The organism is Pseudomonas sp. NFX5, assembly GCF_049132125.1.
GTDB lineage: Bacteria > Pseudomonadota > Gammaproteobacteria > Pseudomonadales > Pseudomonadaceae > Aquipseudomonas > Aquipseudomonas marginalis.
Genome location: NZ_JAFMZG010000012.1, coordinates 161,308 through 185,281, shown reverse-complemented (window position 1 = coordinate 185,281; position 23,974 = coordinate 161,308). Strand labels below are relative to the sequence as shown.

Genomic DNA, 23,974 nt, shown 5'->3' with positions numbered 1-23,974 from the left:
CTTCCCGGCCCTGCTAGACGAACCCCATCATGCGCGTTGCTGACTTTACTTTTGAACTCCCGGATTCGCTGATTGCTCGCCACCCTTTGGCCGAGCGTCGCGCCAGTCGACTGCTGACCCTGGACGGGGCCAGCGGCACCCTCGCACACCGTCAATTCACTGATTTGCTTGAGCATTTGCGTCCGGGCGATCTGATGGTGTTCAACAATACCCGGGTCATCCCGGCACGGCTGTTTGGCCAGAAAGCATCCGGCGGCAAGCTGGAAATTCTGGTGGAACGGGTGTTGGACAGCCATCGTGTGCTGGCCCATGTACGCTCCAGCAAGTCGCCGAAACCGGGTTCGAGCATCCTCATCGAGGGTGGCGGTGAAGCCGAGATGGTGGCGCGTCATGATGCGCTGTTCGAACTCCGGTTCGCAGAAGAGGTTTTGCCGTTGCTGGAGCGTGTCGGCCATATGCCGTTGCCTCCTTATATCGACCGCCCGGACGAAGACTCGGACCGTGAGCGCTATCAAACGGTCTATTCCCAGCGCCTCGGTGCGGTTGCCGCGCCGACTGCCGGGCTGCATTTTGACCAGCTGCTGCTGGATGCGATTGCCGCCAAGGGCGTCGAGACCGCCTATGTGACCCTGCACGTGGGGGCCGGCACGTTTCAGCCGGTGCGTGTGGATAACATCGAAGACCACCATATGCACAGCGAATGGCTGGAAGTCAGCCAGGACGTCGTGGACGCAGTTAGCGCCTGCAAGGCGCGCGGCGGGCGGGTGGTTGCGGTGGGCACCACCAGCGTGCGCTCCCTTGAGAGCGCGGCGCGTGATGGCGTGCTCAAACCGTTCAGTGGCGACACCGATATCTTTATTTACCCAGGCCGGCCGTTCCATGTGGTCGACTGCCTGGTGACCAACTTCCATTTGCCGGAATCCACGCTGTTGATGCTGGTGTCGGCCTTCGCGGGTTATCCCGAAACAATGGCGGCGTATAAAGCAGCCATCGACAATGGATACCGTTTTTTCAGCTACGGTGATGCGATGTTTATCACCCGTAATCCGGCGCCGCGCGGCCCAGAGGAACAACTATGAGTCGTATGTCGTTTGAATTGCTCGCCACCGACGGCAAGGCCCGTCGCGGCCGTCTGACGTTTCCGCGCGGTACGGTAGAGACCCCGGCATTCATGCCCGTGGGCACCTACGGCACCGTCAAAGGCATGCTGCCGCGTGACATCGTCGCCACCGGCGCCGAGATCATCCTCGGCAACACCTTCCACCTGTGGCTGCGTCCAGGCACTGAAGTGATCAAGAAGCATGGCGACCTGCATGACTTCATGAAGTGGCAGGGCCCGATCCTCACGGACTCGGGTGGCTTCCAGGTGTTCAGCCTGGGTGCCATGCGCAAGATCAAGGAGGAGGGCGTGACCTTCGCCTCTCCGGTGGACGGTTCCAAGGTATTCATGGGGCCGGAAGAGTCCATGCAGGTGCAACGCGACCTGGGCTCGGACATCGTGATGATTTTCGACGAGTGCACGCCGTACCCGGCCGATGAAGACGTCGCGCGGATTTCCATGGAGCTGTCCCTGCGTTGGGCCCAGCGTTCGAAGAATGCCCATGGCGACAACACCGCGGCGCTGTTCGGTATCGTCCAGGGCGGCATGCATGAAAGCTTGCGCAAGCGCTCGCTGGAAGGCCTCGACAAGATCGGTTTTGACGGCCTGGCCATCGGCGGTCTGTCGGTGGGCGAACCCAAGCACGAGATGATCAAGGTACTGGACTACCTGCCAGGCCTGATGCCCGCTGACAAACCTCGTTACCTTATGGGCGTTGGCAAACCCGAAGATCTCGTAGAGGGTGTGCGCCGCGGTGTGGACATGTTCGATTGCGTGATGCCAACCCGTAATGCCCGCAATGGGCATCTGTTCATCGATACAGGCGTGCTCAAGATCCGTAACGCGTTCCATCGCCATGATGATTCGCCGCTGGATCCCACCTGTGATTGCTACACCTGCCAGAACTTCTCCCGTGCTTATCTGCACCATCTGGACAAATGCGGGGAAATGCTGGGTAGCATGTTGAATACCATCCACAATTTGCGTCACTACCAAGTCCTGATGGCTGGTTTGCGCGAGGCTATTCAACAGGGTACATTGGCCGCCTTCGTCGATGCCTTCTATGCCAAGCGCGGGCTCCCTGTGCCGCCCTTGGACTGAGTTTTCCGACCCTAAGATTCACTATTTGCAACTGGAGTGCTAAATGAGCTTTTTTATCTCTAACGCCATGGCTGACGCCGCTGCGCCTGCTGCTGCCGGCCCTATGGGCGGTGGTTTCGAGTGGATTTTCCTGGTCGGCTTCCTGGTCATCTTCTACCTGATGATCTGGCGTCCACAGGCCAAGCGTGCCAAAGAGCAGAAGAACCTGCTGGGCAGCCTGCAGAAAGGCGACGAAGTCGTGACCACCGGCGGTATCGCGGGCAAGATCACCAAGGTTTCCGATGCTTTCGTGGTTCTGGAAGTCTCCGACACCGTGGAAATGAAGTTCCAGAAGGGCGCCATCGCCGCCACGCTGCCAAAAGGCACGCTCAAAGCGATCTAAGTTCCAACCTTTACCAATCGACGGGGCGCGCAAGGCGCCCCGCGTTATAAGCGGGCGGCGTGATGCTGAACAAATACCCTCTGTGGAAATACGTACTGATCCTGGCGGTGCTGGCGATCGGTTTTATTTATTCCGCTCCCAATCTTTACCCTGATGACCCGGCGATCCAGATCACTGGCGCCAGCACTTCGCTGCAGGTCAACCAGGCTGACCTGGAACGCGCGAGCAAGGCACTGGCCGACGCGGGTATCCAGGTTAAAGCGGCAACATTGGCAGCTGGTGCGAAGGGCGGGTTGTTGCGCCTGACCAAGCAAGAAGACCAATTGCCGGCAAAAGATGTCGTACGCAAGGCCATGGGTGACGACTACGTCGTTGCGCTGAACCTGGCACAGACCACCCCGCAGTGGTTGCGCAGCATTGGCGCGCACCCGATGAAGCTGGGTCTGGACTTGTCCGGTGGTGTGCACTTCCTGCTGGAAGTCGACATGGACAAAGCCCTCGACGCACGCCTGAAGGTCTATGAAGGCGACGTGAAGAGCCTGCTGCGCAAAGAGAAGCTGCGTTATCGCAGCCTGCCGCAGCTCAACGGTGCCATCCAGCTGGGCTTCTCTGACGAAGCTTCCCGTGAACAGGCCCGTGCGCTGATCCGCAAGAACTTCAACGATTTCGACATCGTACCGGCCGACCTGAATGGTCAGGCGGTGCTGCGTCTGGCGATGAGCCCGGCCAAGATCGCGGAAATCCGCGAATACTCCATCAAGCAGAACTTGACCACGGTACGTAACCGCGTCAACGAGCTGGGTGTGGCCGAGCCGATTGTTCAGCGTCAGGGCGCCAACCGCATCGTGGTTGAGCTGCCGGGCGTGCAGGACACCGCTGAAGCCAAGCGTATCCTGGGTAAAACCGCCAACCTGGAGTTCCGTCTTGCGGCTGAGCCGGGTGCTTCCCGCGCAACTTCCGAAGAGTTCGAGTTCCGTGAAGGCAATCGTCCTCCGGCGCTGATCGAGCGTGGCTTGATCATCACCGGTGACCAGGTGACCGACGCCAAGGCCGGTTTCGGCGAGCACGGTACCCCTGAAGTGAACATCCGCCTGGATGGCCACGGCGGCGAACTGATGAGCCGCGCCACGCGCAGCAACGTGGGTCGCAGCATGGCGGTGATCTTCATCGAGCAGCGCCCGGTGACCACCTACACCAAGCAAATGGTCAACGGCGTCGAGAAAGACGTACCGGTGCAGACCTTCAAGGAAGAGAAGAAGATCATCAGCCTGGCGACCATCCAGTCGCCGCTGGGTGCTCAATTCCGCATCACCGGCCTGAACGGCCAGGGCGAATCCTCGGAGCTGGCCCTGTTGCTGCGTGCCGGCGGCCTGGCTGCGCCGATGTATTTCGCTGAAGAACGTACCATCGGCCCGAGCCTGGGTGCCGACAACATCACCAAGGGTATCGACGCGGCCTTGTGGGGCATGCTGTTCGTGTCGCTGTTCATCATCGCCATCTACCGCTTCTTCGGTATCATTGCCACCGTGGCCCTGGCGGGCAACATGGTGATGCTGCTGGCCCTGATGTCGCTGCTGGGCGCCACGCTGACCCTGCCAGGTATCGCCGGTATCGTACTCACCATGGGTATGGCGGTAGACGCCAACGTGCTGATCTTCTCGCGGATTCGTGAAGAGATCGCCGCCGGCATGACCGTACAGCGTGCAATCAACGAAGGCTTCGGCCGGGCATTTACCGCGATTCTCGACTCCAACCTGACCACATTGCTGGTCGGCGGGATCCTCTTTGCCATGGGCACCGGCCCGGTCAAGGGTTTTGCGGTAACCATGTCCCTCGGTATCTTTACCTCGATGTTCACGGCCATCATGGTGACCCGCGCAATGGTCAACCTGATCTTTGGCGGGCGTGACTTCAAGAAGTTGTGGATTTAAGGGGCTGCCATGTTACGTACAATCAACTTCATGGGCGTTCGCAACATTGCGTTCGGCGTCACCGTGCTCCTTACCGTTCTGGCGTTGTTCAGCTGGTTCCATAAGGGCCTGAACTACGGTCTGGACTTCACCGGCGGTACGCTCATCGAGCTGACCTACGAGAAGCCTGCCGACGTCACCCTGGTGCGCAGTGAGCTGGTCAAGGCCGGCTATCACGAAGCCATCGTGCAGAGCTTCGGTGCGACCACCGACCTGCTGGTGCGCATGCCTGGCGAAGACCCGCAACTGGGTCACCAGGTAGCCGAGGCCTTGCAGAAGGTGGGTGGCGACAACCCGGCGTCGGTCAAGCGCGTCGAGTTCGTGGGCCCGCAAGTGGGTGAAGAACTGCGCGACCAGGGCGGCCTCGGCATGCTGATGGCGCTGGTCGGCATCATGATCTACCTGGCTTTCCGCTTTCAGTGGAAGTTCGGTGTCGGCGCCATTGTGTCGCTGATCCACGACGTGATCGTGACCGTGGGTATCCTGGCGTACTTCCAGATCACCTTCGACCTGACCGTGCTGGCGGCCGTACTGGCGATCATTGGTTACTCCCTCAATGACACCATTGTGGTATTCGACCGGGTTCGTGAGAACTTCCGCGTACTGCGCAAGGCATCGCTGATCGAGAACATCAACATCTCCACCACCCAGACCCTGCTGCGGACCATGGCGACGTCGATCTCCACCTTGCTGGCGATCGCGGCACTGATGATCTTCGGCGGCGACAACCTGTGGGGCTTCTCCCTGGCTCTGTTCATCGGCGTCCTGGCGGGCACCTACTCGTCGATCTACATCGCCAACGTGGTGCTGATCTGGCTGAACCTCAACAGCGAAGACCTGATCCCTCCTGCCGCCACTGGCAAAGAGGTCGACGATCGTCCTTGATGGGCGCTTGTTGATCTGCTGTTACAAAAAGGGCACGAGTATTGAACTCGTGCCTTTTTTTTTGCTCCAAGGCTGGGTATAGCGCGGATCTTTCGGTCCGTTTGTGATGGTCAGGAGGTTCAACGTGAACAAGTCGTTACTGGTTGGTGCGGTATTGGGTGCTGTCGGTGTAACTGCCGGGGGTGCTGTTGCCACCTACAGCCTGGTAAAAAGCGGCCCTGAGTATGCGCAAGTGCTGGCGGTGCAGCCGGTGAAAACCCAGATTAAAACACCTCGTGAAGTCTGCAAGGACGTCGCAGTGACCCGGCAGAAGCCGGTGCAGGATCAACATCAGATCGTCGGTACCGTGGTAGGTGCACTGGCCGGTGGCCTGTTGGGTAACCAGGTCGGTGGCGGTAACGGCAAAAAGCTGGCCACTGTGGCCGGTGCGGTCGGTGGTGGTTACGCCGGTAACAAGGTTCAGGAAGGCATGCAGAACCGCGATACCTATACCACCACCCAGACTCGCTGTAACACCGTCAACGACATCAGTGACAAGGTCGTCGGCTATGACGTGCGTTACACCTTGGATGGCAAGGAAGGTTCGGTGCGCATGGATCGTGATCCGGGCGGCCAGATTCCAGTCGACAAGGAAGGGCGTCTCGTCCTGGGCCAGAACCAGCAGTAAGTCTTCTCTTGTATTTGATTTGTGGTGTTGTTGGTATTTAAGCTCACATCAAGCAAATCCCTGGCATAAAAAAAGCACCCCGCAGGGTGCTTTTTTTTTGCTCGCTCGCTTAGCGCTTCAGCGAAGCCGGCAGGTGCGGCTGGATCGCCGTCAGTACGGCCTTGAAGCATTTGGTGTTGCCGGCAACGACGTGGCCTTTTTCCAGGAAGTCATGGCCGCCAGTGAAGTCGCTCACCAGGCCGCCGGCCTCTTGGATCAGCAGGGCGCCTGCAGCCATGTCCCACTCGGACAGGCCCGACTCCCAGAACGCATCAAAACGACCGGCAGCCACATAGGCCAGGTCCAGGCTGGCCGCGCCAGCGCGACGGATGCCGGCAGTCTGGCCAACCAGGGCGCGGAACATGCCCAGGTAGTTTTCCAGGTTGTCCATCTGGTCGTCACGGAACGGGAAGCCGGTACCCAGCAGGGCGCCATCCAGGCTGGTGCGACCGCTGACGCGCAGGCGACGACCGTTCAGTTGGGCGCCACGGCCACGGCTGGCGGTGAATTCTTCCTGGCGAACAGGATCGAGTACTACAGCGTGTTCCAGGCGGCCACGGTATTTGCAGGCAATGCTGACGGCAAAGTGCGGGATGCCGCGCAGGAAGTTGGTGGTGCCATCCAGTGGGTCGATGATCCACAGGTAGTCTTCGCCTTCGCCGCTGCCTTTGTGCAGGCCGGTTTCCTCGCCGAGGATACCGTGGGTAGGGTAGGCCTTGCGCAGCGCGTCGATGATCTTCTGTTCGGCGGCGCGATCCACCTCGGACACATAATCCTTGGCGTCTTTTTCGTCGACCTTGATGGTATCCAGGCGCTCGATGGAGCGGAAGATCAATTCACTGGCGCTGCGGGCGGCGCGCAGCGCGATATTCAGCATGGGCTGCATGGATGTGTCACCTAAGGTTGTTAAAGAAAGCCGAGCATTCTAGCAGAAACTTTCTTCAGGTGAAGGACGACGTTAGCTTTCATGGCATAACCTTAGGCTGTTCTGTAAGATTTGCTCCCCTTTCCCGTGTCCGAGAGCGCCTACCTTGCTGCAAAACATTCGTGTCGTCTTGGTCAATACCAGTCATCCCGGCAATATCGGCGGGGTGGCGCGAGCCATGAAAAACATGGGGCTGACGCGCCTGGTGCTGGTCGAGCCGCGCGTGTTCCCGCACCACGAGGCCGATGCCCGCGCATCCGGCGCCAATGACATCCTGGAAAAAGCCCAGGTGGTCGCCACTCTGGAAGACGCCTTGGTCGGCTGCAACCTGGTGCTTGGCACCAGTGCCCGTGACCGGCGCATCCCCTGGCCGCTGCTGGATCCGCGTGAGTGCGGTACCAAGGTGGTGGAAGAGGCGGCCGGCGGTGCTGAAATCGCCCTGGTATTCGGCCGTGAAGACTCCGGCCTCACCAATGAAGAGCTGCAACGATGTCATTATCACGTGCACATTCCATCAGACCCTGAGTTCAGTTCGCTGAACCTCGGAGCAGCGGTGCAGGTGTTGAGTTACGAAGTGCGCATGGCCTGGCTGGCCGCTGAAGGCCAGCCGAGCAAGGTAGAGAAGGATGAAGTGGCGTCGACCAAGAGTGGCGAACTGGCCACCATGGACGAGCTGGAGCGGTTCTATGAGCACCTGGAGCAAACCCTGGTGGCCATCGAATTCCTCGATCCGGAAAAGCCTCGGCACTTGATGGCGCGCCTGCGCCGCCTGTACGGGCGCAGCTCGGTCAGCCGGGCGGAAATGAATATATTGCGTGGCATTCTCACGGAAACCCAGAAAGCGGCCCGTGGCGAGCTTCTTAAGCGGAAGGATTAAAAATGTTCGAGCGTTTGCGAGAAGATATCCAGAGTGTTTTCCATCGTGATCCGGCGGCGCGCAACGCCTTTGAAGTGCTGACCTGCTACCCGGGCATGCACGCGATCTGGATCCATCGCCTGTCCGGCGCCTTGTGGAATATGGGCTGGAAATGGCTGGCGCGGCTGGTGTCGAACTTCGGCCGCTGGTTGACCGGGATCGAGATTCACCCAGGTGCCAAGGTGGGACGTCGCTTCTTTATCGATCACGGTATGGGCATCGTCATTGGTGAGACGGCCGAGATCGGTGATGACGTGACCCTCTACCAGGGCGTGACATTGGGCGGCACCAGTTGGAACAAGGGTAAGCGCCACCCGACGCTGGAGGATGGTGTGGTGGTGGGTGCGGGCGCCAAGGTGCTTGGTCCGTTCACCGTAGGCGCTGGCGCCAAGGTCGGCTCCAACGCCGTGGTGACCAAGGCCGTGCCGGCCGGCGCCACTGTAGTGGGGATTCCGGGGCGGATCATCGTCAAGCCGGACGTGGGCGATGAGCAGGAAGCCAAGCGCAAGGCCATGGCCGAGAAAATCGGTTTCGATGCCTACGGTGTCAGCGAAGACATGCCCGACCCGGTGGCGCGCGCCATCGGTCAGTTGCTTGACCACCTGCAAGCGGTGGACGGCAAGCTGGACGGTATGTGCGGCGCGCTGAAGGAGTTGGGCAGCAGCTACTGTGCGAAAGACCTGCCTGAGCTGCGCGAAGAGGACTTCGCCGAGATCAAGAGTGAGCCCGCCACCAAGGCTGGCTGAGATTTCACATTTGCTGCTAGGCCCGTGTGGGAGGGGGGGGGGGCTTGCCCCGATGGCCATCTGTCAGTCACCCAATATATTGACTGATCCACCGCTATCGGGGGCAAGCCCCCTCCCACATTTGATCTCCATTCGTCTCGATATCGAACCATCGCCCCGCTGCCGCTGTTCGTCCCTGCCCCATCCTGCTATGATTCGCGCGCCCTTTTTACGGGTAATCCTGACTAAAGTACTAGGTCTTATAGTTGACTTAAATACTCGGGAATCGCATACTTGCTCCCATTCTGAAACACCTTGGTACTTGTCCATGAGACTGACTACAAAAGGCCGATACGCGGTGACCGCCATGCTTGACTTGGCCTTGCACGCGCAAACTGGGCCGGTGTCCCTGGCCGATATCTCCGAGCGCCAAGGCATTTCCCTGTCCTACCTTGAGCAGCTGTTCGCCAAGCTGCGCCGCAGCAATCTGGTCTCCAGTGTGCGTGGGCCGGGCGGCGGCTATCAGCTGTCCCGCGACATGCAGGGCATCCAGGTGGCCCAGGTGATCGACGCGGTCAACGAGTCCGTCGACGCGACCAAGTGCCAGGGCCTGGGTGACTGCCACGCCGGCGACACCTGCCTGACGCACCACTTGTGGTGTGACTTGAGCCTGCAGATCCATGAGTTTTTGAGTGGTATCAGCTTGGCTGATCTTGTGACTCGCCGTGAGGTGCAAGAAGTAGCCCAGCGTCAGGACCAGCGCCGTTGCAACACCAAGGCGCCGCGTCTGGACAAGATCGAAGCGTCCGCCGTCGAGTGACAGCCGAAGAGCTAACGGCACGCCAGCCAGCCTGATTTAGGAGAAAGTCCATGAAATTGCCGATTTACCTTGATTATTCAGCGACCACCCCGGTTGATCCGCGTGTCGCGCAAAAGATGAGCGAATGCCTGCTGGTCGACGGAAACTTCGGCAACCCGGCCTCCCGTTCCCACGTTTTCGGCTGGAAAGCCGAGGAAGCGGTCGAGAACGCTCGTCGCCAGGTTGCTGACCTGGTTGGCGCAGACCCGCGTGAAATCGTCTGGACCTCCGGTGCCACCGAGTCCGACAACCTGGCTATCAAGGGCGCGGCGCATTTCTACGCGACCAAAGGCAAGCACCTGATCACCACCAAGATTGAGCACAAGGCTGTCCTCGACACCATGCGCCAACTGGAGCGTGAAGGTTTCGAGGTCACTTACCTCGAGCCAACCACCGACGGTATCGTCACCCCGGCGATGATCGAAGCCGCGCTGCGTGAAGACACCATCCTGGTTTCCGTGATCCACGTGAATAACGAAATCGGTACCATCAACGACATCGCGGCCATCGGCGAGCTGACTCGCTCCAAGGGCATCCTGTTGCACGTCGACGCTGCCCAGTCCACCGGCAAGGTCGACATCGACCTGTCCAAGCTGAAAGTCGACCTGATGTCGTTCTCGGCCCACAAGACCTATGGCCCCAAAGGCATCGGCGCCCTGTACGTGAGCCGCAAGCCACGCGTGCGCATCGAAGCCACCATGCACGGCGGCGGTCACGAGCGCGGCATGCGTTCGGGCACCCTGGCGACCCACCAGATCGTCGGCATGGGCGAAGCCTTCCGCGTAGCCAAGGAAGACATGGCTGCCGAAAACGTACGTATCAAGGCCCTGAGCGATCGCTTCTACAAGCAGGTCGAGAACCTTGAAGAGCTGTACATCAACGGCAGCATGACTGCCCGTGTACCGCACAACCTGAATTTGAGCTTCAACTATGTCGAAGGCGAGTCGCTGATCATGGCGCTCAAGGACCTGGCGGTTTCATCCGGTTCGGCCTGCACCTCGGCTTCGCTTGAGCCTTCGTACGTATTGCGCGCCCTGGGCCGCGACGACGAACTGGCACACAGCTCGATCCGCTTTACGTTCGGCCGCTTCACCACCGAAGAGCAAGTCGACTACGCCGCGCAGAAGGTCTGCGAAGCCGTCAACAAGCTGCGCGTCCTGTCGCCGCTGTGGGACATGTACAAAGACGGTGTCGATATTTCCAAGATCGAGTGGGCGGCACACTAACTATAGAAGCCGCCACCCAAGCTCTGTAGGAACGTGGCGGAAAACGCAGGCGTTTCTACAGGGTTCCAGAGCGGCCCTGATGAGTGAGGATTCAGTACCATGGCTTACAGCGAAAAGGTCATCGACCACTACGAAAACCCGCGCAACGTCGGCAAGATGAACGCGGAAGATCCTGATGTCGGCACCGGCATGGTCGGCGCTCCGGCGTGCGGCGATGTGATGCGCCTGCAGATCAAGGTCAACGACGCTGGCGTTATCGAAGACGCCAAGTTCAAGACTTACGGTTGCGGTTCGGCGATCGCCTCCAGCTCCCTGGCGACCGAATGGATGAAAGGCAAGACCCTGGATGAGGCTGTGACTATCAGCAACACCCAGCTGGCCGAAGAACTGGCCCTGCCGCCAGTGAAAATCCACTGCTCCGTGCTCGCTGAAGACGCCATCAAGGCGGCCGTTCGCGACTACAAGCAGAAGAAAGGCTTGATCTAAGCATTTGGCGACGAGTAAGGAGTCAACGATGGCTATCAGCATGACAGAAGCGGCTGCGCGGCACGTGCGACGCTCCCTGGATGGGCGCGGTAAAGGTGAGGGGATTCGTCTGGGTGTTCGCACCACGGGCTGCTCCGGCCTTGCCTATGTGCTGGAGTTCGTCGACGAGGTGGTCGATGAGGACCAGGTGTTCGAAAGTCACGGCGAGAAAGTGATCATCGACCCTAAAAGCCTGACCTACCTGGACGGCACCGAACTCGATTTCGTCAAGGAAGGGTTGAACGAAGGCTTCAAGTTCAACAACCCCAACGTGCGCGGTGAATGTGGCTGCGGCGAAAGCTTCAACATCTGAGGCTATTCGTGGGTACTCCTTGTCATTTCGCTTTATTCGAGCTGCAGCCGAGTTTTCGGCTGGACCTCGAGCAGCTTGCCACGCGCTACCGAGAATTGGCGCGTGGGGTGCATCCGGACCGCTTCGCTGACGCTTCCGAGCGTGAGCAGCGCCTGGCGCTGGAGCAATCGGCCAGCCTCAACGAAGCCTATCAGACGCTCAAGAGCCCTCCTAAACGCGCGCGTTACCTGCTCGCGATGAACGGTGGCGAGTTGCCGCTGGAAGTGACCGTGCACGACCCGGACTTCCTGATGCAGCAGATGCAATGGCGTGAAGAACTCGAAGACCTGCAGGACGAAGCCGATGTGGCGGGTGTCGCGGTCTTCAAGCGTCGTCTGAAAGTTGCCCAGGATGAACTCAACGAAAGCTTCGCAGCCTGTTGGGATGATGCAGCGCAACGTGAACAGGCCGAGCGCCTGATGCGGCGCATGCAGTTCCTCGACAAGCTCACCTACGAAGTGCGCCAGCTGGAAGAGCGCCTCGACGATTAACCCAGTGTGCTGCCCGTGATGCGCGCCTGATAGACAGATAAGACCTGATTACCATGGCTCTACTGCAAATCGCCGAACCCGGCCAAAGCCCTCAACCGCACCAGCGTCGCCTGGCGGTGGGGATTGACCTGGGTACCACCAATTCCCTGGTTGCTGCCTTGCGCAGCGGCCTGTCCGAGCCGCTGCCCGACGCTGACGGCCAGGTGATCCTGCCGTCCGCCGTGCGTTATCACGCTGATCGCACCGAAGTCGGTGAGTCAGCCAGGTTGGCGGCGTCTACCGATCCTTTGAACACCGTGCTGTCGGTCAAGCGCTTGATGGGTCGTGGCCTGTCCGACGTCAAGCAATTGGGCGACCAACTGCCGTACCGCTTTATCGGTGGTGAATCCCATATGCCGTTCATCGACACCGTCCAGGGCCCGAAAAGCCCGGTGGAAGTGTCGGCGGATATCCTCAAGGTGCTGCGCCAGCGCGCGGAAACCACGTTGGGTGGCGAACTGGTCGGCGCGGTGATCACCGTCCCGGCGTATTTCGATGATGCCCAGCGCCAGGCCACCAAGGACGCGGCGAAACTCGCCGGCCTGAACGTGTTGCGCCTGCTCAACGAGCCTACCGCTGCGGCCGTGGCCTATGGCCTGGACCAGCATGCCGAAGGCCTGGTCGCTATTTACGACCTGGGTGGTGGCACTTTTGATATTTCGATCCTGCGCCTGACTGGCGGCGTGTTCGAAGTACTGGCTACCGGTGGCGACACAGCCCTGGGTGGCGATGACTTCGACCACGCCATCGCGGGTTGGATCATCAGCAGCGCCGGCTTGTCCGCTGACCTGGATCCGGGCGAGCAGCGTAACCTGCTGCAAACGGCCTGTGCCGCTAAAGAGGCGCTGACTGACGCTGCTTCTGTTGACGTTTCCTACGGCAGTTGGTGTGCCAAGCTGACTCGCGAAGCCTTCGATTCGCTGATCGAACCGATGATCGCCCGCAGCCTGAAAGCCTGCCGTCGAGCCGTGCGTGACTCCGGTATCGAGCTGGAAGACGTCGGTGCCGTGGTCATGGTCGGCGGTTCAACCCGTGTGCCGCGGGTTCGCGAAGCCGTTGCCCAAGCCTTTGGTCGCCAGCCGCTGACGGAAATCGACCCGGACCAGGTGGTCGCCATTGGCGCCGCCATCCAGGCCGATACCCTGGCCGGTAACAAGCGTGATGGCGGCGAATTGCTGTTGCTCGACGTCATCCCGCTGTCCCTGGGGCTGGAAACCATGGGTGGCCTGATGGAGAAGGTGATTCCGCGCAACACCACCATTCCCGTCGCGCGCGCCCAGGACTTCACCACCTACAAAGATGGCCAGACGGCCATGATGATTCATGTGCTGCAGGGCGAGCGCGAGCTGATCAGCGACTGCCGCTCCCTGGCGCGCTTTGAATTGCGCGGCATCCCGGCCATGGTCGCGGGTGCGGCGAAGATTCGCGTGACCTTCCAGGTCGACGCCGACGGCCTGCTCAGCGTCGCCGCGCGTGAACTGGCGTCCGGCGTGGAGGCCAGCATCCAGGTCAAGCCGTCCTACGGCCTGACTGACGGTGAAATCGCCAAGATGCTCAAGGATTCGTTCCAATACGCCGGCGACGACAAGGTCGCGCGCGTACTGCGCGAGCAACAAGTGGATGCCCAGCGCCTGCTCGAAGCGGTGCAGGGCGCCCTGGATGCCGACGGCGAGCGCCTGCTGGATGCCGAAGAGCGCATGGTCATCGACCTGCAGATGCAGGAACTGGCCGAACTGATGAAAGGCAACGATGGTTACGCCATCGAGCAACAGACCAAGCGCTTGTCGCAGGTCACTGACGCCTTTGCTGCCCGCCGCATGGATCAGACGGTAAAAGCCGCACTGGCCGGGCGCAACCTGAATGAAATCGAGGAATAATTAATGCCGCAGGTCATTTTTCTGCCACACGCCGAGCATTGCCCGGACGGTATGGTTGTTGAGGCTGAGACCGGCAAGTCCATCCTCGAAGTTGCCCATGACAACCACATCGAGATCGAAAGTGCCTGTGGGGGTGTGTGTGCCTGCACCACCTGCCACTGCATCATTCGCGAAGGCTTCAATAGCCTGGAAGAGGCCGATGAGTTGGAAGAAGATTTTCTTGACCGCGCCTGGGGCCTGGAAGCCACTTCTCGCCTAAGCTGTCAGGCCAGGGTCGGGACTGAAGACATTACCGTCGAAATTCCGAAATATTCGCTCAACCATGCGGCCGAAGCGCCGCACTGATTCAAGGAAGTGTCATGAGTCTTAAATGGGTTGATGTGCAAGAGATCGCTATCCTGTTGGCCGACGGCAACCCGGATATGGATCCCTATTCCCTGAATTTTGTTGCTTTGCGTGACATGGTCATGGCCTTGCCAGGCTTTGATGATGAGCGCGATCGCGGTGGCGAAAAGGTCCTGGAAGCTATCCAGACTGCCTGGAAAGAAGAACAGGACTGACGCCTCCCTTACGCAGTTAGGCAATACCCAAGAACCCGCGTATAATTCGCGGGTTTAATTTTTCGTAAATTACCGTTTCTGGAGTTACACCATGGCTGTTCAACGTACTTTCTCCATCATCAAGCCTGACGCAGTTGCAAAAAACGTCATCGGCGAGATCACCACTCGTTTCGAAAAAGCCGGCCTGAAGGTTGTAGCTTCGAAACTCAAGCAACTGTCCAAGGCTGAAGCTGAAGGCTTCTACGCTGAGCACAGCGCTCGTGGCTTCTTCGGCGACCTGGTTGCCTTCATGATCTCCGGTCCTGTTGTTGTTCAGGTTCTGGAAGGCGAAAACGCCATCGCTCTGAACCGTGAGCTGATGGGCGCTACCAACCCTAAAGAAGCCGCTGCCGGCACCATCCGTGCTGACTTCGCTGACTCCATCGACGCCAACGCTGTACACGGTTCGGACTCCGAAGCCGCTGCTGCTCGCGAAATCTCGTACTTCTTCGCAGCTACCGAAGTAACCACTCGCTAAGCATCGGCTTAAAGAGTGAGGGTGAATCCATGACGACATCGACTGTAAAAACCAACCTGCTGGGTCTGACTCAACAGGAAATGGAAAAATTCTTCGACTCAATCGGGGAGAAGCGTTTCCGTGCCGGTCAGGTAATGAAATGGATTCACCACTTTGGCGTCGACGATTTCGACGCCATGACGAACGTCAGCAAGGCCCTGCGCGACAAGCTCAAGGCTATTGCTGAAGTGCGTGGCCCCGAAGTGGTCAGCGAGGACATCTCCAGCGACGGCACCCGTAAGTGGGTGGTGCGCGTAGCGTCCGGCAGCTGCGTCGAGACCGTGTACATTCCCCAGGGCAAGCGCGGTACCTTGTGCGTTTCGTCCCAGGCAGGCTGTGCCCTGGACTGCAGTTTCTGCTCCACCGGCAAGCAAGGCTTCAATAGCAACCTCACCGCCGCCGAAGTGATCGGCCAGGTGTGGATTGCCAACAAATCCTTTGGCAGCGTCCCGGCGACCGTCGACCGTGCCATCACCAACGTGGTGATGATGGGCATGGGTGAGCCGCTGCTGAACTTCGACAACGTCATCGCAGCCATGCACCTGATGATGGACGACCTGGGCTACGGCATCTCCAAGCGCCGTGTGACCCTGTCGACCTCCGGCGTGGTCCCGATGATCGATGAGCTGGCCAAGCACATCGACGTCTCCCTGGCGTTGTCGCTGCACGCACCCAATGACGCATTGCGTAACCAATTGGTGCCGATCAACAAGAAGTATCCGCTTAAGATGCTGCTCGAATCCTGCCAGCGTTATATGGCGACCTTGGGCGAGAAACGTGTGCTGACCATTGAGTACACCATGCTCAAGGATGTTAACGACAAGGTCGAACACGCGGTCGAGATGATTGAACTGCTCAAGAACACCCCGTGCAAGATCAACCTGATTCCGTTTAACCCGTTTCCACATTCTGGTTACGAGCGGCCAAGCAACAACGCCATTCGCCGTTTCCAGGATCAACTGCACCAGGCCGGCTACAACGTCACCGTGCGCACCACCCGTGGTGAAGACATCGACGCCGCCTGTGGTCAATTGGTCGGGCAGGTGATGGACCGCACCCGCCGCAGCGAGCGCTATATCGCCGTGCGTGAATTGAACGCCGCCGACGATCTGCCGCAAATTGCTGTGAATCGAATCTGAGAGAGGATCTCTATGCCCTTGCGCCTTGCGCTGCTTTTGCTGGTTACCGGCCTCGCCGCCGGTTGTGTTTCATCGGGCCATGACAGCCCTTTGCAAACCGGCAAGGGCCGTGACGAGGCGCGGGTTGCCTATGTGCAACTGGGGTTGGGTTACCTGCGCCAAGGCATGAGCGAGCAGGCCAAGGTGCCGTTGAAAAAAGCCCTTGAACTGGACAGCGACGATGCCGACGCCAACGCTGCGCTGGCCCTGGTGTTTCACGCCCAGGCCGAGCCTGAACTGGCTGACCGGTACTTCAACAAAGCTCTGGCCGCACGGCCTGCCGATCCGAAACTGCTGAACAATTACGGCAGTTTCCTGTTCAAGCAAAAGCGTTTTGACCAGGCCGCCCTTTATTTCCAGCAAGCCAGTACCGATACCCTCTATCCTGAGCGCGCGCGGGTGTTCGAGAACCTTGGGGTGACCTCGATGCGCCTCGGCCAGCGCGACAGCGCACGCCAGCAGCTGGAAAAAGCCCTGCACTTGAACGGCCATCAGCCACGAGCGTTGCTCGAAATGGCTGAGTTGTCCTACGAAGACAGGCATTATGTGCCGGCACGTGACTATTACGAGCGTTTTAGCCTGCTCAGCGGGCAAAATGCACGTAGTCTATTGCTCGGCGTGCGCCTGGCGACGGTTCATGAAGAACACGACACGGCCGCACGTTTTGGCCAGCAACTCGAACGACTCTATCCCGGTACGCCGGAATATCAGCAATACCTGTCGGAGCAATGATGAAAGCGGCGCACCCGGAAGTTGTAGCAGCTAATCGCGTAAACCCAGGCGACACCTTGCGTCAGGCCCGCGAAAGCAATGGTTGGTCGCTGGCGGAAGTGGCCCTCAAGCTCAATTTGACCACCACCTCCCTGGGCAACCTTGAGGCCGGCGCATTCGACAAGCTGCCTGGGCATACCTTCGCCCGTGGCTATATCCGCGCCTACGCCAAGTTGCTGGGCATCGACCAGGCCGTGTTGGTCCAGGAGTTCGACCAGTTCACCGGCACCGACTCCCAGGGCAGCAACGTGCATGGCCTGGGTCGCATCGAAGAACCGGTGCGGGTTTCCCACACAATCCTGCGTATTGTCAGCCTGTTGTTGCTGATCGCCGTGATCGGCGGCGGTTTCGTCTGGTGGCAAGACCAGACGTCCCAGCGCAGTAAGGACCTGACCAGCAACGCCATGGAGCACGTCGAAGTCGAAAGCGCCGACGGCACCACCCAGATTCATCCGCTGGATGAGCCGGAAGACCAGGCCGTAGCCCAAGGCCAGGCTGCCCCCGAAACCCCGGCCGCCGCTGAACCGTCCGAGCCGGAAAGTGCCCCGACCGCCGCCGTACCGGCCCCAGTGACACCGACCGCGCCAACTCACACGCCCGCGGCTCCGGTTGCCCAGGCTCATACACCGGCTGCTCCGGTCCCGGCGCCAGCGACTACGGCGCCAACCGCTCCGGCAGCCCCTGCGATTTCACCACCCACCACCCCTGCGTTGATCGCCGGTGACGGGCGTGTACAAATTACCTTCGTCGCTGACTGCTGGACGCAAGTCACCGATGGCAACGGCAAAGTGCTGGTCAGTGGTCTCAAGCGTAAGGGCGATACGCTCGACCTGGGCGGCAAGCCTCCTTTGACGCTGCGTCTGGGCTTCGCCCGTGGCGCGCAAGTGGCCTACAACGGCCAGCCTGTAGACGTAGCGCCGTTCACCACTGGCGAGACCGCTCGCCTGAAGTTGGGACAATAGTCATGCACGGCGAATCTCCAATCAAACGTCGCGTATCGCGCAAGATCTGGGTCGGCTCGGTGCCGGTGGGTGGCGACGCCCCCATCGCGGTACAGAGCATGACCAACAGCGACACCAATGACGTTGCCGCTACCGTTGCCCAGATCAATCGCCTGGAAGCGGCCGGGGTAGACATCGTTCGGGTATCCGTCCCGGACATGGACGCTGCCGAGGCTTTCGGTCGCATCAAGCAGCTGGTCAAGGTGCCGCTGGTTGCCGACATTCACTTCGACTACAAGATCGCCCTGCGCGTGGCCGAGCTGGGTGTCGATTGCCTGCGCATCAACCCGGGCAACATCGGTCGTGAAGACCGTGTGCGCGCTGTGGTGGACGCTGCCCGTGATCGCGGGATCCCGATCCGCATCGGCGTCAACGCCGGTTCCCTGGAAAAAGACCTGCAAAAGAAGTACGGCGAGCCGACCCCGGCAGCGCTGGTCGAGTCTGCACTGCGTCATGTTGAACACCTCGAACGCCTGAACTTCCAGGACTTCAAGGTCAGCGTAAAGGCCTCCGACGTGTTCATGGCGGTGGAAGCCTACCGCCTGCTGGCCAAGGAAATCGTGCAGCCGCTGCACCTGGGGATCACCGAAGCTGGCGGTTTGCGCTCAGGCACAGTGAAATCTGCGGTGGGTCTCGGTATGCTGCTCGCCGAAGGGATTGGCGATACTATCCGCATCTCGTTGGCGGCAGACCCGGTAGAGGAAGTGAAAGTCGGCTACGACATTCTCAAATCCCTGCGTTTGCGTTCCCGCGGTATCAACTTCATTGCCTGCCCGAGTTGCTCGCGGCAGAACTTCGACGTGGTAAAAACCATGAACGACCTGGAGTTGCGCCTCGAAGACCTGCTGGTGCCGTTGGATGTTGCAGTGATCGGTTGTGTGGTCAACGGCCCGGGTGAAGCCAAGGAAGCCCATGTGGGCTTGACCGGCGGTACACCGAACCTGATTTACATCGACGGTAAGCCGTCGCAGAAGTTAACGAATGACAATCTGGTGGATGAGCTGGAAAAGCTGATCCGCGAGAAAGCGGCCGAAAAGGTCGCGGCTGACGCAGCGCTGATCGCTCGCGGCTGATTGAACGAATTTAAGGATTTGATGTGAGCAAGTCTCTGCAAGCCATTCGTGGCATGAACGACATCCTGCCGGAGCAAACGCCGCTGTGGCGCTACTTCGAGGGGACTGTCGCGCGCCTGCTGGATAACTACGGTTACAAGCAGATCCGCATGCCGATCGTCGAGTTCACCGAGCTGTTCAAGCGCTCCATCGGTGAAGTGACCGACATCGTCGAAAAAGAGATGTACACCTTTGAAGACCGTAACGGCGACTCCCTGACCTTGCGTCCGGAAGGGACCGCCGCGTGCGTGCGCGCCGTGCTTGAGCATGGCCTCACCGGTGCTGGCCAGCCGCAGAAACTGTGGTACATCGGCCCGATGTTCCGTCACGAACGTCCACAGAAAGGCCGTTATCGCCAGTTTCATCAGATCGGCCTGGAAGTGTTCAACATCGACGGCCCGGACATCGACGCGGAGCTGATCGTGCTGACGTGGCGCCTATGGGGCCTGCTGGGCATCCGTGACGCGGTCAAGCTTGAGCTCAACAGCCTGGGCACCAGTGAATCCCGCGGCCGCTATAAAGTGGCCCTGGTCGAGTACCTGTCCGCCCATCTGGACAAGTTGGATGAAGACAGCCAGCGTCGTCTGAAGACCAACCCGTTGCGCGTCCTCGATACCAAGAACGCCGACACCCAGGCCGTGCTGGTCAATGCGCCGAAAATGGCCGATTACCTGGACGACGAATCCCGCATTCACTTCGAAGGCCTCAAGGCTCGTCTGGACGCGGCCGGCATTCCGTTCGTGATCAACACCAAGCTGGTGCGTGGCCTCGATTACTACAGCAAGACCGTGTTCGAGTGGGTCACCGACAAGCTCGGCGCCCAGGGCACCGTGTGTGCGGGCGGCCGTTACGACGGCCTGGTCGAGCAGATGGGCGGCAAGCCGACCACCGGCGTGGGCTTCGCCATGGGGATCGAGCGGCTGATCCTGCTGCTGGAAACCCTGGAGCAGGTTCCGGAAGAAATCTCCCGTCAGGTGGACGTGTACCTGTGCGCCTTTGGCGAGGCCGCCGAACTGGCCGCCCTGGCCCTGAGCGAAAAAGTACGTGACCAGTTGCCCAACCTGCGCCTTCAGGTCAATGCCGGCGCAGGCAGTTTCAAGAGCCAGTTCAAGAAGGCCGACAAGAGCGGTGCCCTGTACGCACTGATCCTTGGCGATGACGAGCTGGCCCAGCAAGTGATAGGTTTCAAACCCCTGCGTGGCCAGGGCGAGCAACAGAACATTGCCTTTGATGCGCTTGCTGCGCACTTGGCCACCTGCGTCGTGCAGGGTTGAAGCTGTCGAACAGCCGAATTTAGCGATTAAGGAGTATTGGGGTGTCGAGTACTGATGATGAGCAGTTGGCCGAGTTCAAGGACTGGTGGCAGCGTAACGGCAAGCCCCTGGTTACTGGCGGTCTGCTGGCTTTAGTGGTGGTGTTCGGCTGGCAAGCCTGGACAAAGTATCAGGCCAACCAGTCCCAGGGCGCCTCGATCGTTTATCAGCAATTGCTGGAAACCACCCTGACGCCGGACGGCAAGCCCGACCCCGCGCAGGTTGCAGACCTGGCAGGCAAGCTGAAGAACGAATTCGGCGGCAGCACCTACGCCCAATACGGCAGCCTGTTCGTCGCGAAAGTCGCGGTCGATACCGGCAAGCTGGATGACGCCGCCGCAGAACTCAAGGCCATCGCCGACAAGCCGACCAACCCGACCCTGGGTGAAATCGCGCGTCAGCGCCTGGCCCAGGTATTGGCGGCACAGAACAAGGCTGACGAAGCACTCAAACTGCTCGACGGCGATGCGGACAAGGCATTTGTAGCCACTCGCGAAGAGCTCAAGGGCGACCTGTTGGTCCAATTGGGTCGTACCGACGAAGCCAATGCTGCGTACAAGAAAGCCAAGGCGGCGCTGTCTGATGAAGCGGCGGTCGGTGGCTTACAAATCAAGCTGGACGACTTGGCCAAAGGGGATGCATGACGTGATCCGTTGGAAACATGCAGCATTGCTGGCTCTGGCCGTTCTGGCCGCGGGTTGCAGCAGCAACAGTAAAAAAGAACTGCCTCCGGCCGAGCTGACCAGCTTCAAGGAAGAAGTCGTCCTGCAAAAGCAATGGAGCCGCTCCATCGGTGACGGCCAGGGCGAGACCTACAACATGCTGGTGCCGGCAATCGACGGTGACAACATTGTGGCCGCTGACGTAACCGGCGTGGTGATCTCCATGGATCGCATGAACGGCGACGTGAAGTGGAAGAAAGACCTCGAATTGCCTGTATCCGGCGCCGTAGGCGTGGGTTACGGCATGGTCATGCTCGGCACGCTCAAGGGCGAAGTCGTGGCGCTGGACTCCAGCACCGGTGAAGAGAAATGGCGCGCTCGCGTGACCAGTGAAGTCCTCGCACCGCCTGCCACCAACGGCGATATCGTCGTGGTGCAAACCCAGGATGACCGTGTGATCGGCCTGGACGCCAGCACCGGCGAACAGCGTTGGTTGTACGACAGTACCCCGGCGGTGCTGACCTTGCGCGGTACCAGTGGTCCGGTTGTGACCAACAATCTGGCCGTTGCAGGCCTGTCGACCGGTAAAGTAGTCGCCCTGGACACCAGGAACGGCGTGCCGGCCTGGGAAACCCGTGTGGCCATCCCCCAAGGTCGTTCCGAGCTGGATCGCGTAGTGGACATCGACGGTGGCTTGCTGCTGTCGGGCGAAACCCTCTACGTCGCCACTTACCAGGGCCGCGTTGCCGCGCTGGACCTGCAGAGCGGCCGTGTCAACTGGCAGCGTGATGCTTCCAGTTATGCGGGTGTCGCCCAAGGGTTTGGCAGCGTCTACGTAAGCCTGGCGTCCGGCACCGTTGAAAGTGTCGACGAGCGTTCCACCACTGCACTGTGGAGCAATGACTCCCTGGCCCGTCGTCAACTGTCGGCCCCGGAAGTGTTCTCCAGCTATGTAGCGGTCGGCGACTTCGAAGGCTACCTGCACCTGCTGAGCCAGGTGGATGGTCGTTTTGTAGGTCGTGAGCGTATCGACAGCGACGGCCTGCGTGCCCGTCCGCTGGTGGTGGGCAACATGCTTTATGTTTACGGCAACAGCGGCAAGCTGGAAGCCCTGACCATCAAGTAAAGGTTTGACTATGCTTGGGGTAAAACCCAGGCGGCCCCGCTTCGGCGGGGCATGCGGCATTTGAATATGCTGCCCCGAGCACCAGCCGCTGCCTTGCAGCGGCTTTTGTATTTTCTGAAATAACGAAGTGGAGAGCCGCATGGTTCCCGTAATCGCCCTGGTGGGCCGACCTAACGTCGGCAAGTCCACCTTGTTCAACCGCCTGACCAGGACTCGTGACGCCATCGTCGGCGACTTGTCCGGTCTGACCCGTGATCGCCAATACGGTGAGGCAAAGTGGCAAGGGCGCTCCTACATTATTGTCGACACCGGTGGGATCTCCGGTGATGAGCATGGCATGGACGAAAAGATGGCCGAGCAGTCCCTGCTGGCCATTGAAGAAGCCGATGTCGTGTTGTTCCTGGTGGACGCCCGCGCGGGCTACACCGCTGCCGACCAGATGATTGGCGAGCACCTGCGCAAGCGCAACAAGCGTTCCTATCTGGTCGCCAACAAGATCGACAACATCGATCCTGAGGCGGCCCGTGCCGAATTCAGCCCGATGGGTCTTGGCGACGCGATCCCGGTCGCCGGTGCCCACGGTCGCGGCATCACCCAGATGCTGGAAATCGCCCTGCGCGACTTCCCCAAGGATGACGCCGAGGAAGAAGAAGGCGAAGAAGAGGTCGTTGCCGAAGGCGAGGAAGCCAAGCGCATTCCCGGCCCAAGCGAAAAAGACGGTATCAAGATCGCGATCATCGGCCGCCCGAACGTGGGCAAGTCGACCCTGGTCAACCGTATGCTCGGTGAAGACCGGGTAATTGTCTACGACCAGCCCGGCACCACCCGCGACAGCATCTACATCCCGTTCGAGCGTAACGACGAGAAGTACACGCTGATCGACACCGCCGGTGTGCGCAAACGCGGCAAGATCCACGAGGAAGTTGAAAAGTTCTCCGTGGTGAAAACCCTGCAGGCGATCAAAGACGCCAACGTGGTGATCTTCGTGATGGACGCCCGCGAAGGCGTGGTGGACCACGACCTCAACCTGCTGGGCTTTGCCCTCGAAGCCGGTCGGGCGCTGGTTATTGCGATCAACAAGTGGGACGGCATGACGCCGAGCGAGCGCGATTTCGTCAAGATCGAGCTGCAGCGCCGCCTGTTCTTCGTCGAGTTCGCCGATATCCACTTTATCTCGGCCCTGCACGGCACGGGTGTGGGTAATCTCTACGCTTCCGTACAGAACTCGTTCAAGTCCGCCGTTACCCGCTGGCCGACCAACCGTCTGACCCAGATCCTCGAAGACGCCGTTGGCGAGCACGCGCCGCCGATGGTCAACAACCGCCGGATCAAGCTGCGTTACGCCCACTTGGGTGGTGCCAACCCGCCGATTATCGTGATCCACGGTAACCAGATCGAGAAGGTACCCAAGTCCTACGTGCGTTACCTGGAAAACACCTACCGCCGCGTCTTGAAACTGGTCGGTACGCCGATCCGTATCGAGTTCAAGGGGGGCGAGAACCCATACGAAGGCAACAAGAACACATTGACTGACCGTCAGGTGAACAAGAAGCGTCGTTTGATGACTCACCACAAGAAGGCCGACAAGAAGCGTCGCGACAAGAAATAGCAGCCGCT

General features: G+C 60.0%; 26 protein-coding genes. 25 read left to right on the top strand and 1 reads right to left on the bottom strand.

Going from position 1 to position 23,974, the window contains the following annotated elements:
- Positions 1-29 precede the first annotated feature (29 nt).
- From queA to J1N02_RS08060, 6 genes are all read left to right on the top strand, one after another.
- Positions 30-1,079 (top strand): tRNA preQ1(34) S-adenosylmethionine ribosyltransferase-isomerase QueA, encoded by a 1,050-nt coding sequence (queA, locus tag J1N02_RS08085; RefSeq protein WP_065939254.1) that lies wholly within the window; start codon positions 30-32, stop codon positions 1,077-1,079.
- A 5-nt stretch (positions 1,080-1,084) separates the two neighbouring features.
- The gene (gene tgt / locus J1N02_RS08080; protein WP_003175976.1) at positions 1,085-2,200 is read left to right on the top strand and encodes a tRNA guanosine(34) transglycosylase Tgt; all 1,116 of its coding nucleotides are present in this window, start codon (positions 1,085-1,087) and stop codon (positions 2,198-2,200) included.
- Positions 2,201-2,243: 43 nt separating this feature from the next.
- The gene (yajC, locus tag J1N02_RS08075) at positions 2,244-2,582 is read left to right on the top strand and encodes a preprotein translocase subunit YajC (protein ID WP_003175975.1); all 339 of its coding nucleotides are present in this window, start codon (positions 2,244-2,246) and stop codon (positions 2,580-2,582) included.
- Between the two features lie 62 nt (positions 2,583-2,644).
- Entirely contained in the window at positions 2,645-4,513 is a 1,869-nt protein-coding gene (gene secD, locus J1N02_RS08070; protein ID WP_027605408.1) for a protein translocase subunit SecD, read from the top strand.
- Positions 4,514-4,522: 9 nt separating this feature from the next.
- Positions 4,523-5,437 (top strand): protein translocase subunit SecF, encoded by a 915-nt coding sequence (secF, locus tag J1N02_RS08065; protein ID WP_027605409.1) that lies wholly within the window; start codon positions 4,523-4,525, stop codon positions 5,435-5,437.
- A 124-nt stretch (positions 5,438-5,561) separates the two neighbouring features.
- The gene (locus J1N02_RS08060; protein WP_015885750.1) at positions 5,562-6,104 is read left to right on the top strand and encodes a glycine zipper 2TM domain-containing protein; all 543 of its coding nucleotides are present in this window, start codon (positions 5,562-5,564) and stop codon (positions 6,102-6,104) included.
- A 109-nt stretch (positions 6,105-6,213) separates the two neighbouring features.
- Here J1N02_RS08060 and suhB read toward each other — a convergent pair whose 3' ends face one another.
- On the bottom strand, positions 6,214-7,029 hold the full coding sequence (gene suhB / locus J1N02_RS08055) for an inositol-phosphate phosphatase (protein WP_003175971.1): 816 nt from the start codon (positions 7,027-7,029) through the stop codon (positions 6,214-6,216).
- A 145-nt stretch (positions 7,030-7,174) separates the two neighbouring features.
- On the opposite strand from suhB, the gene trmJ reads away from it, so the two are divergent.
- The 19 genes from trmJ to der all read left to right on the top strand — a co-directional run bounded on the left by trmJ (position 7,175) and on the right by der (position 23,966).
- A complete protein-coding gene (gene trmJ, locus J1N02_RS08050) occupies positions 7,175-7,945 on the top strand; it encodes a tRNA (cytosine(32)/uridine(32)-2'-O)-methyltransferase TrmJ (protein WP_003210307.1) in 771 nt (256 codons plus the stop codon).
- Positions 7,946-7,947: 2 nt separating this feature from the next.
- Entirely contained in the window at positions 7,948-8,730 is a 783-nt protein-coding gene (gene cysE, locus J1N02_RS08045; protein ID WP_092358316.1) for a serine O-acetyltransferase, read from the top strand.
- Between the two features lie 307 nt (positions 8,731-9,037).
- The gene (gene iscR, locus J1N02_RS08040) at positions 9,038-9,529 is read left to right on the top strand and encodes a Fe-S cluster assembly transcriptional regulator IscR (protein WP_003194020.1); all 492 of its coding nucleotides are present in this window, start codon (positions 9,038-9,040) and stop codon (positions 9,527-9,529) included.
- A 50-nt stretch (positions 9,530-9,579) separates the two neighbouring features.
- Entirely contained in the window at positions 9,580-10,794 is a 1,215-nt protein-coding gene (locus tag J1N02_RS08035) for an IscS subfamily cysteine desulfurase (protein WP_421147265.1), read from the top strand.
- 99 nt (positions 10,795-10,893) lie between these two features.
- Positions 10,894-11,280, top strand: a complete 387-nt coding sequence (gene iscU, locus J1N02_RS08030; protein WP_003175965.1) for a Fe-S cluster assembly scaffold IscU — start codon at positions 10,894-10,896, stop codon at positions 11,278-11,280.
- Between the two features lie 28 nt (positions 11,281-11,308).
- A complete protein-coding gene (gene iscA, locus J1N02_RS08025; RefSeq protein WP_024077295.1) occupies positions 11,309-11,632 on the top strand; it encodes an iron-sulfur cluster assembly protein IscA in 324 nt (107 codons plus the stop codon).
- An 8-nt stretch (positions 11,633-11,640) separates the two neighbouring features.
- A complete protein-coding gene (gene hscB, locus J1N02_RS08020; RefSeq protein WP_027605413.1) occupies positions 11,641-12,162 on the top strand; it encodes a co-chaperone HscB in 522 nt (173 codons plus the stop codon).
- 53 nt (positions 12,163-12,215) lie between these two features.
- Positions 12,216-14,078 carry a Fe-S protein assembly chaperone HscA gene (gene hscA / locus J1N02_RS08015; protein WP_098478811.1) on the top strand — a complete coding sequence of 621 codons (1,863 nt, stop codon included), beginning with the start codon at positions 12,216-12,218 and terminating at the stop codon, positions 14,076-14,078.
- 3 nt (positions 14,079-14,081) lie between these two features.
- Positions 14,082-14,423, top strand: coding sequence for an ISC system 2Fe-2S type ferredoxin (fdx, locus tag J1N02_RS08010; RefSeq protein WP_027605415.1), 342 nt, complete (start codon positions 14,082-14,084; stop codon positions 14,421-14,423).
- A 14-nt stretch (positions 14,424-14,437) separates the two neighbouring features.
- Positions 14,438-14,638 (top strand): Fe-S cluster assembly protein IscX, encoded by a 201-nt coding sequence (gene iscX / locus J1N02_RS08005; protein ID WP_017846180.1) that lies wholly within the window; start codon positions 14,438-14,440, stop codon positions 14,636-14,638.
- 91 nt (positions 14,639-14,729) lie between these two features.
- Positions 14,730-15,155, top strand: a complete 426-nt coding sequence (gene ndk / locus J1N02_RS08000; RefSeq protein ID WP_017846179.1) for a nucleoside-diphosphate kinase — start codon at positions 14,730-14,732, stop codon at positions 15,153-15,155.
- A gap of 29 nt (positions 15,156-15,184) precedes the next feature.
- A complete protein-coding gene (rlmN, locus tag J1N02_RS07995; protein WP_027605416.1) occupies positions 15,185-16,333 on the top strand; it encodes a 23S rRNA (adenine(2503)-C(2))-methyltransferase RlmN in 1,149 nt (382 codons plus the stop codon).
- 12 nt (positions 16,334-16,345) lie between these two features.
- Positions 16,346-17,104, top strand: coding sequence for a type IV pilus biogenesis/stability protein PilW (gene pilW, locus J1N02_RS07990; protein ID WP_098478812.1), 759 nt, complete (start codon positions 16,346-16,348; stop codon positions 17,102-17,104).
- Entirely contained in the window at positions 17,104-18,105 is a 1,002-nt protein-coding gene (locus tag J1N02_RS07985; RefSeq protein WP_027605418.1) for a RodZ domain-containing protein, read from the top strand. The genes pilW and J1N02_RS07985 overlap by 1 nt, the downstream gene beginning before the upstream one ends.
- A gap of 2 nt (positions 18,106-18,107) precedes the next feature.
- Entirely contained in the window at positions 18,108-19,217 is a 1,110-nt protein-coding gene (gene ispG / locus J1N02_RS07980; RefSeq protein WP_003175952.1) for a flavodoxin-dependent (E)-4-hydroxy-3-methylbut-2-enyl-diphosphate synthase, read from the top strand.
- 23 nt (positions 19,218-19,240) lie between these two features.
- Positions 19,241-20,530 carry a histidine--tRNA ligase gene (hisS, locus tag J1N02_RS07975; protein WP_027605419.1) on the top strand — a complete coding sequence of 430 codons (1,290 nt, stop codon included), beginning with the start codon at positions 19,241-19,243 and terminating at the stop codon, positions 20,528-20,530.
- Positions 20,531-20,571: 41 nt separating this feature from the next.
- Complete coding sequence (locus J1N02_RS07970; protein ID WP_027605420.1) at positions 20,572-21,213, top strand: YfgM family protein; 642 nt, start codon at positions 20,572-20,574, stop codon at positions 21,211-21,213.
- Positions 21,206-22,357 (top strand): outer membrane protein assembly factor BamB, encoded by a 1,152-nt coding sequence (gene bamB / locus J1N02_RS07965; RefSeq protein ID WP_027605421.1) that lies wholly within the window; start codon positions 21,206-21,208, stop codon positions 22,355-22,357. The genes J1N02_RS07970 and bamB overlap by 8 nt, the downstream gene beginning before the upstream one ends.
- A gap of 139 nt (positions 22,358-22,496) precedes the next feature.
- A complete protein-coding gene (gene der / locus J1N02_RS07960) occupies positions 22,497-23,966 on the top strand; it encodes a ribosome biogenesis GTPase Der (protein WP_027605422.1) in 1,470 nt (489 codons plus the stop codon).
- Positions 23,967-23,974: the final 8 nt, after the last annotated feature.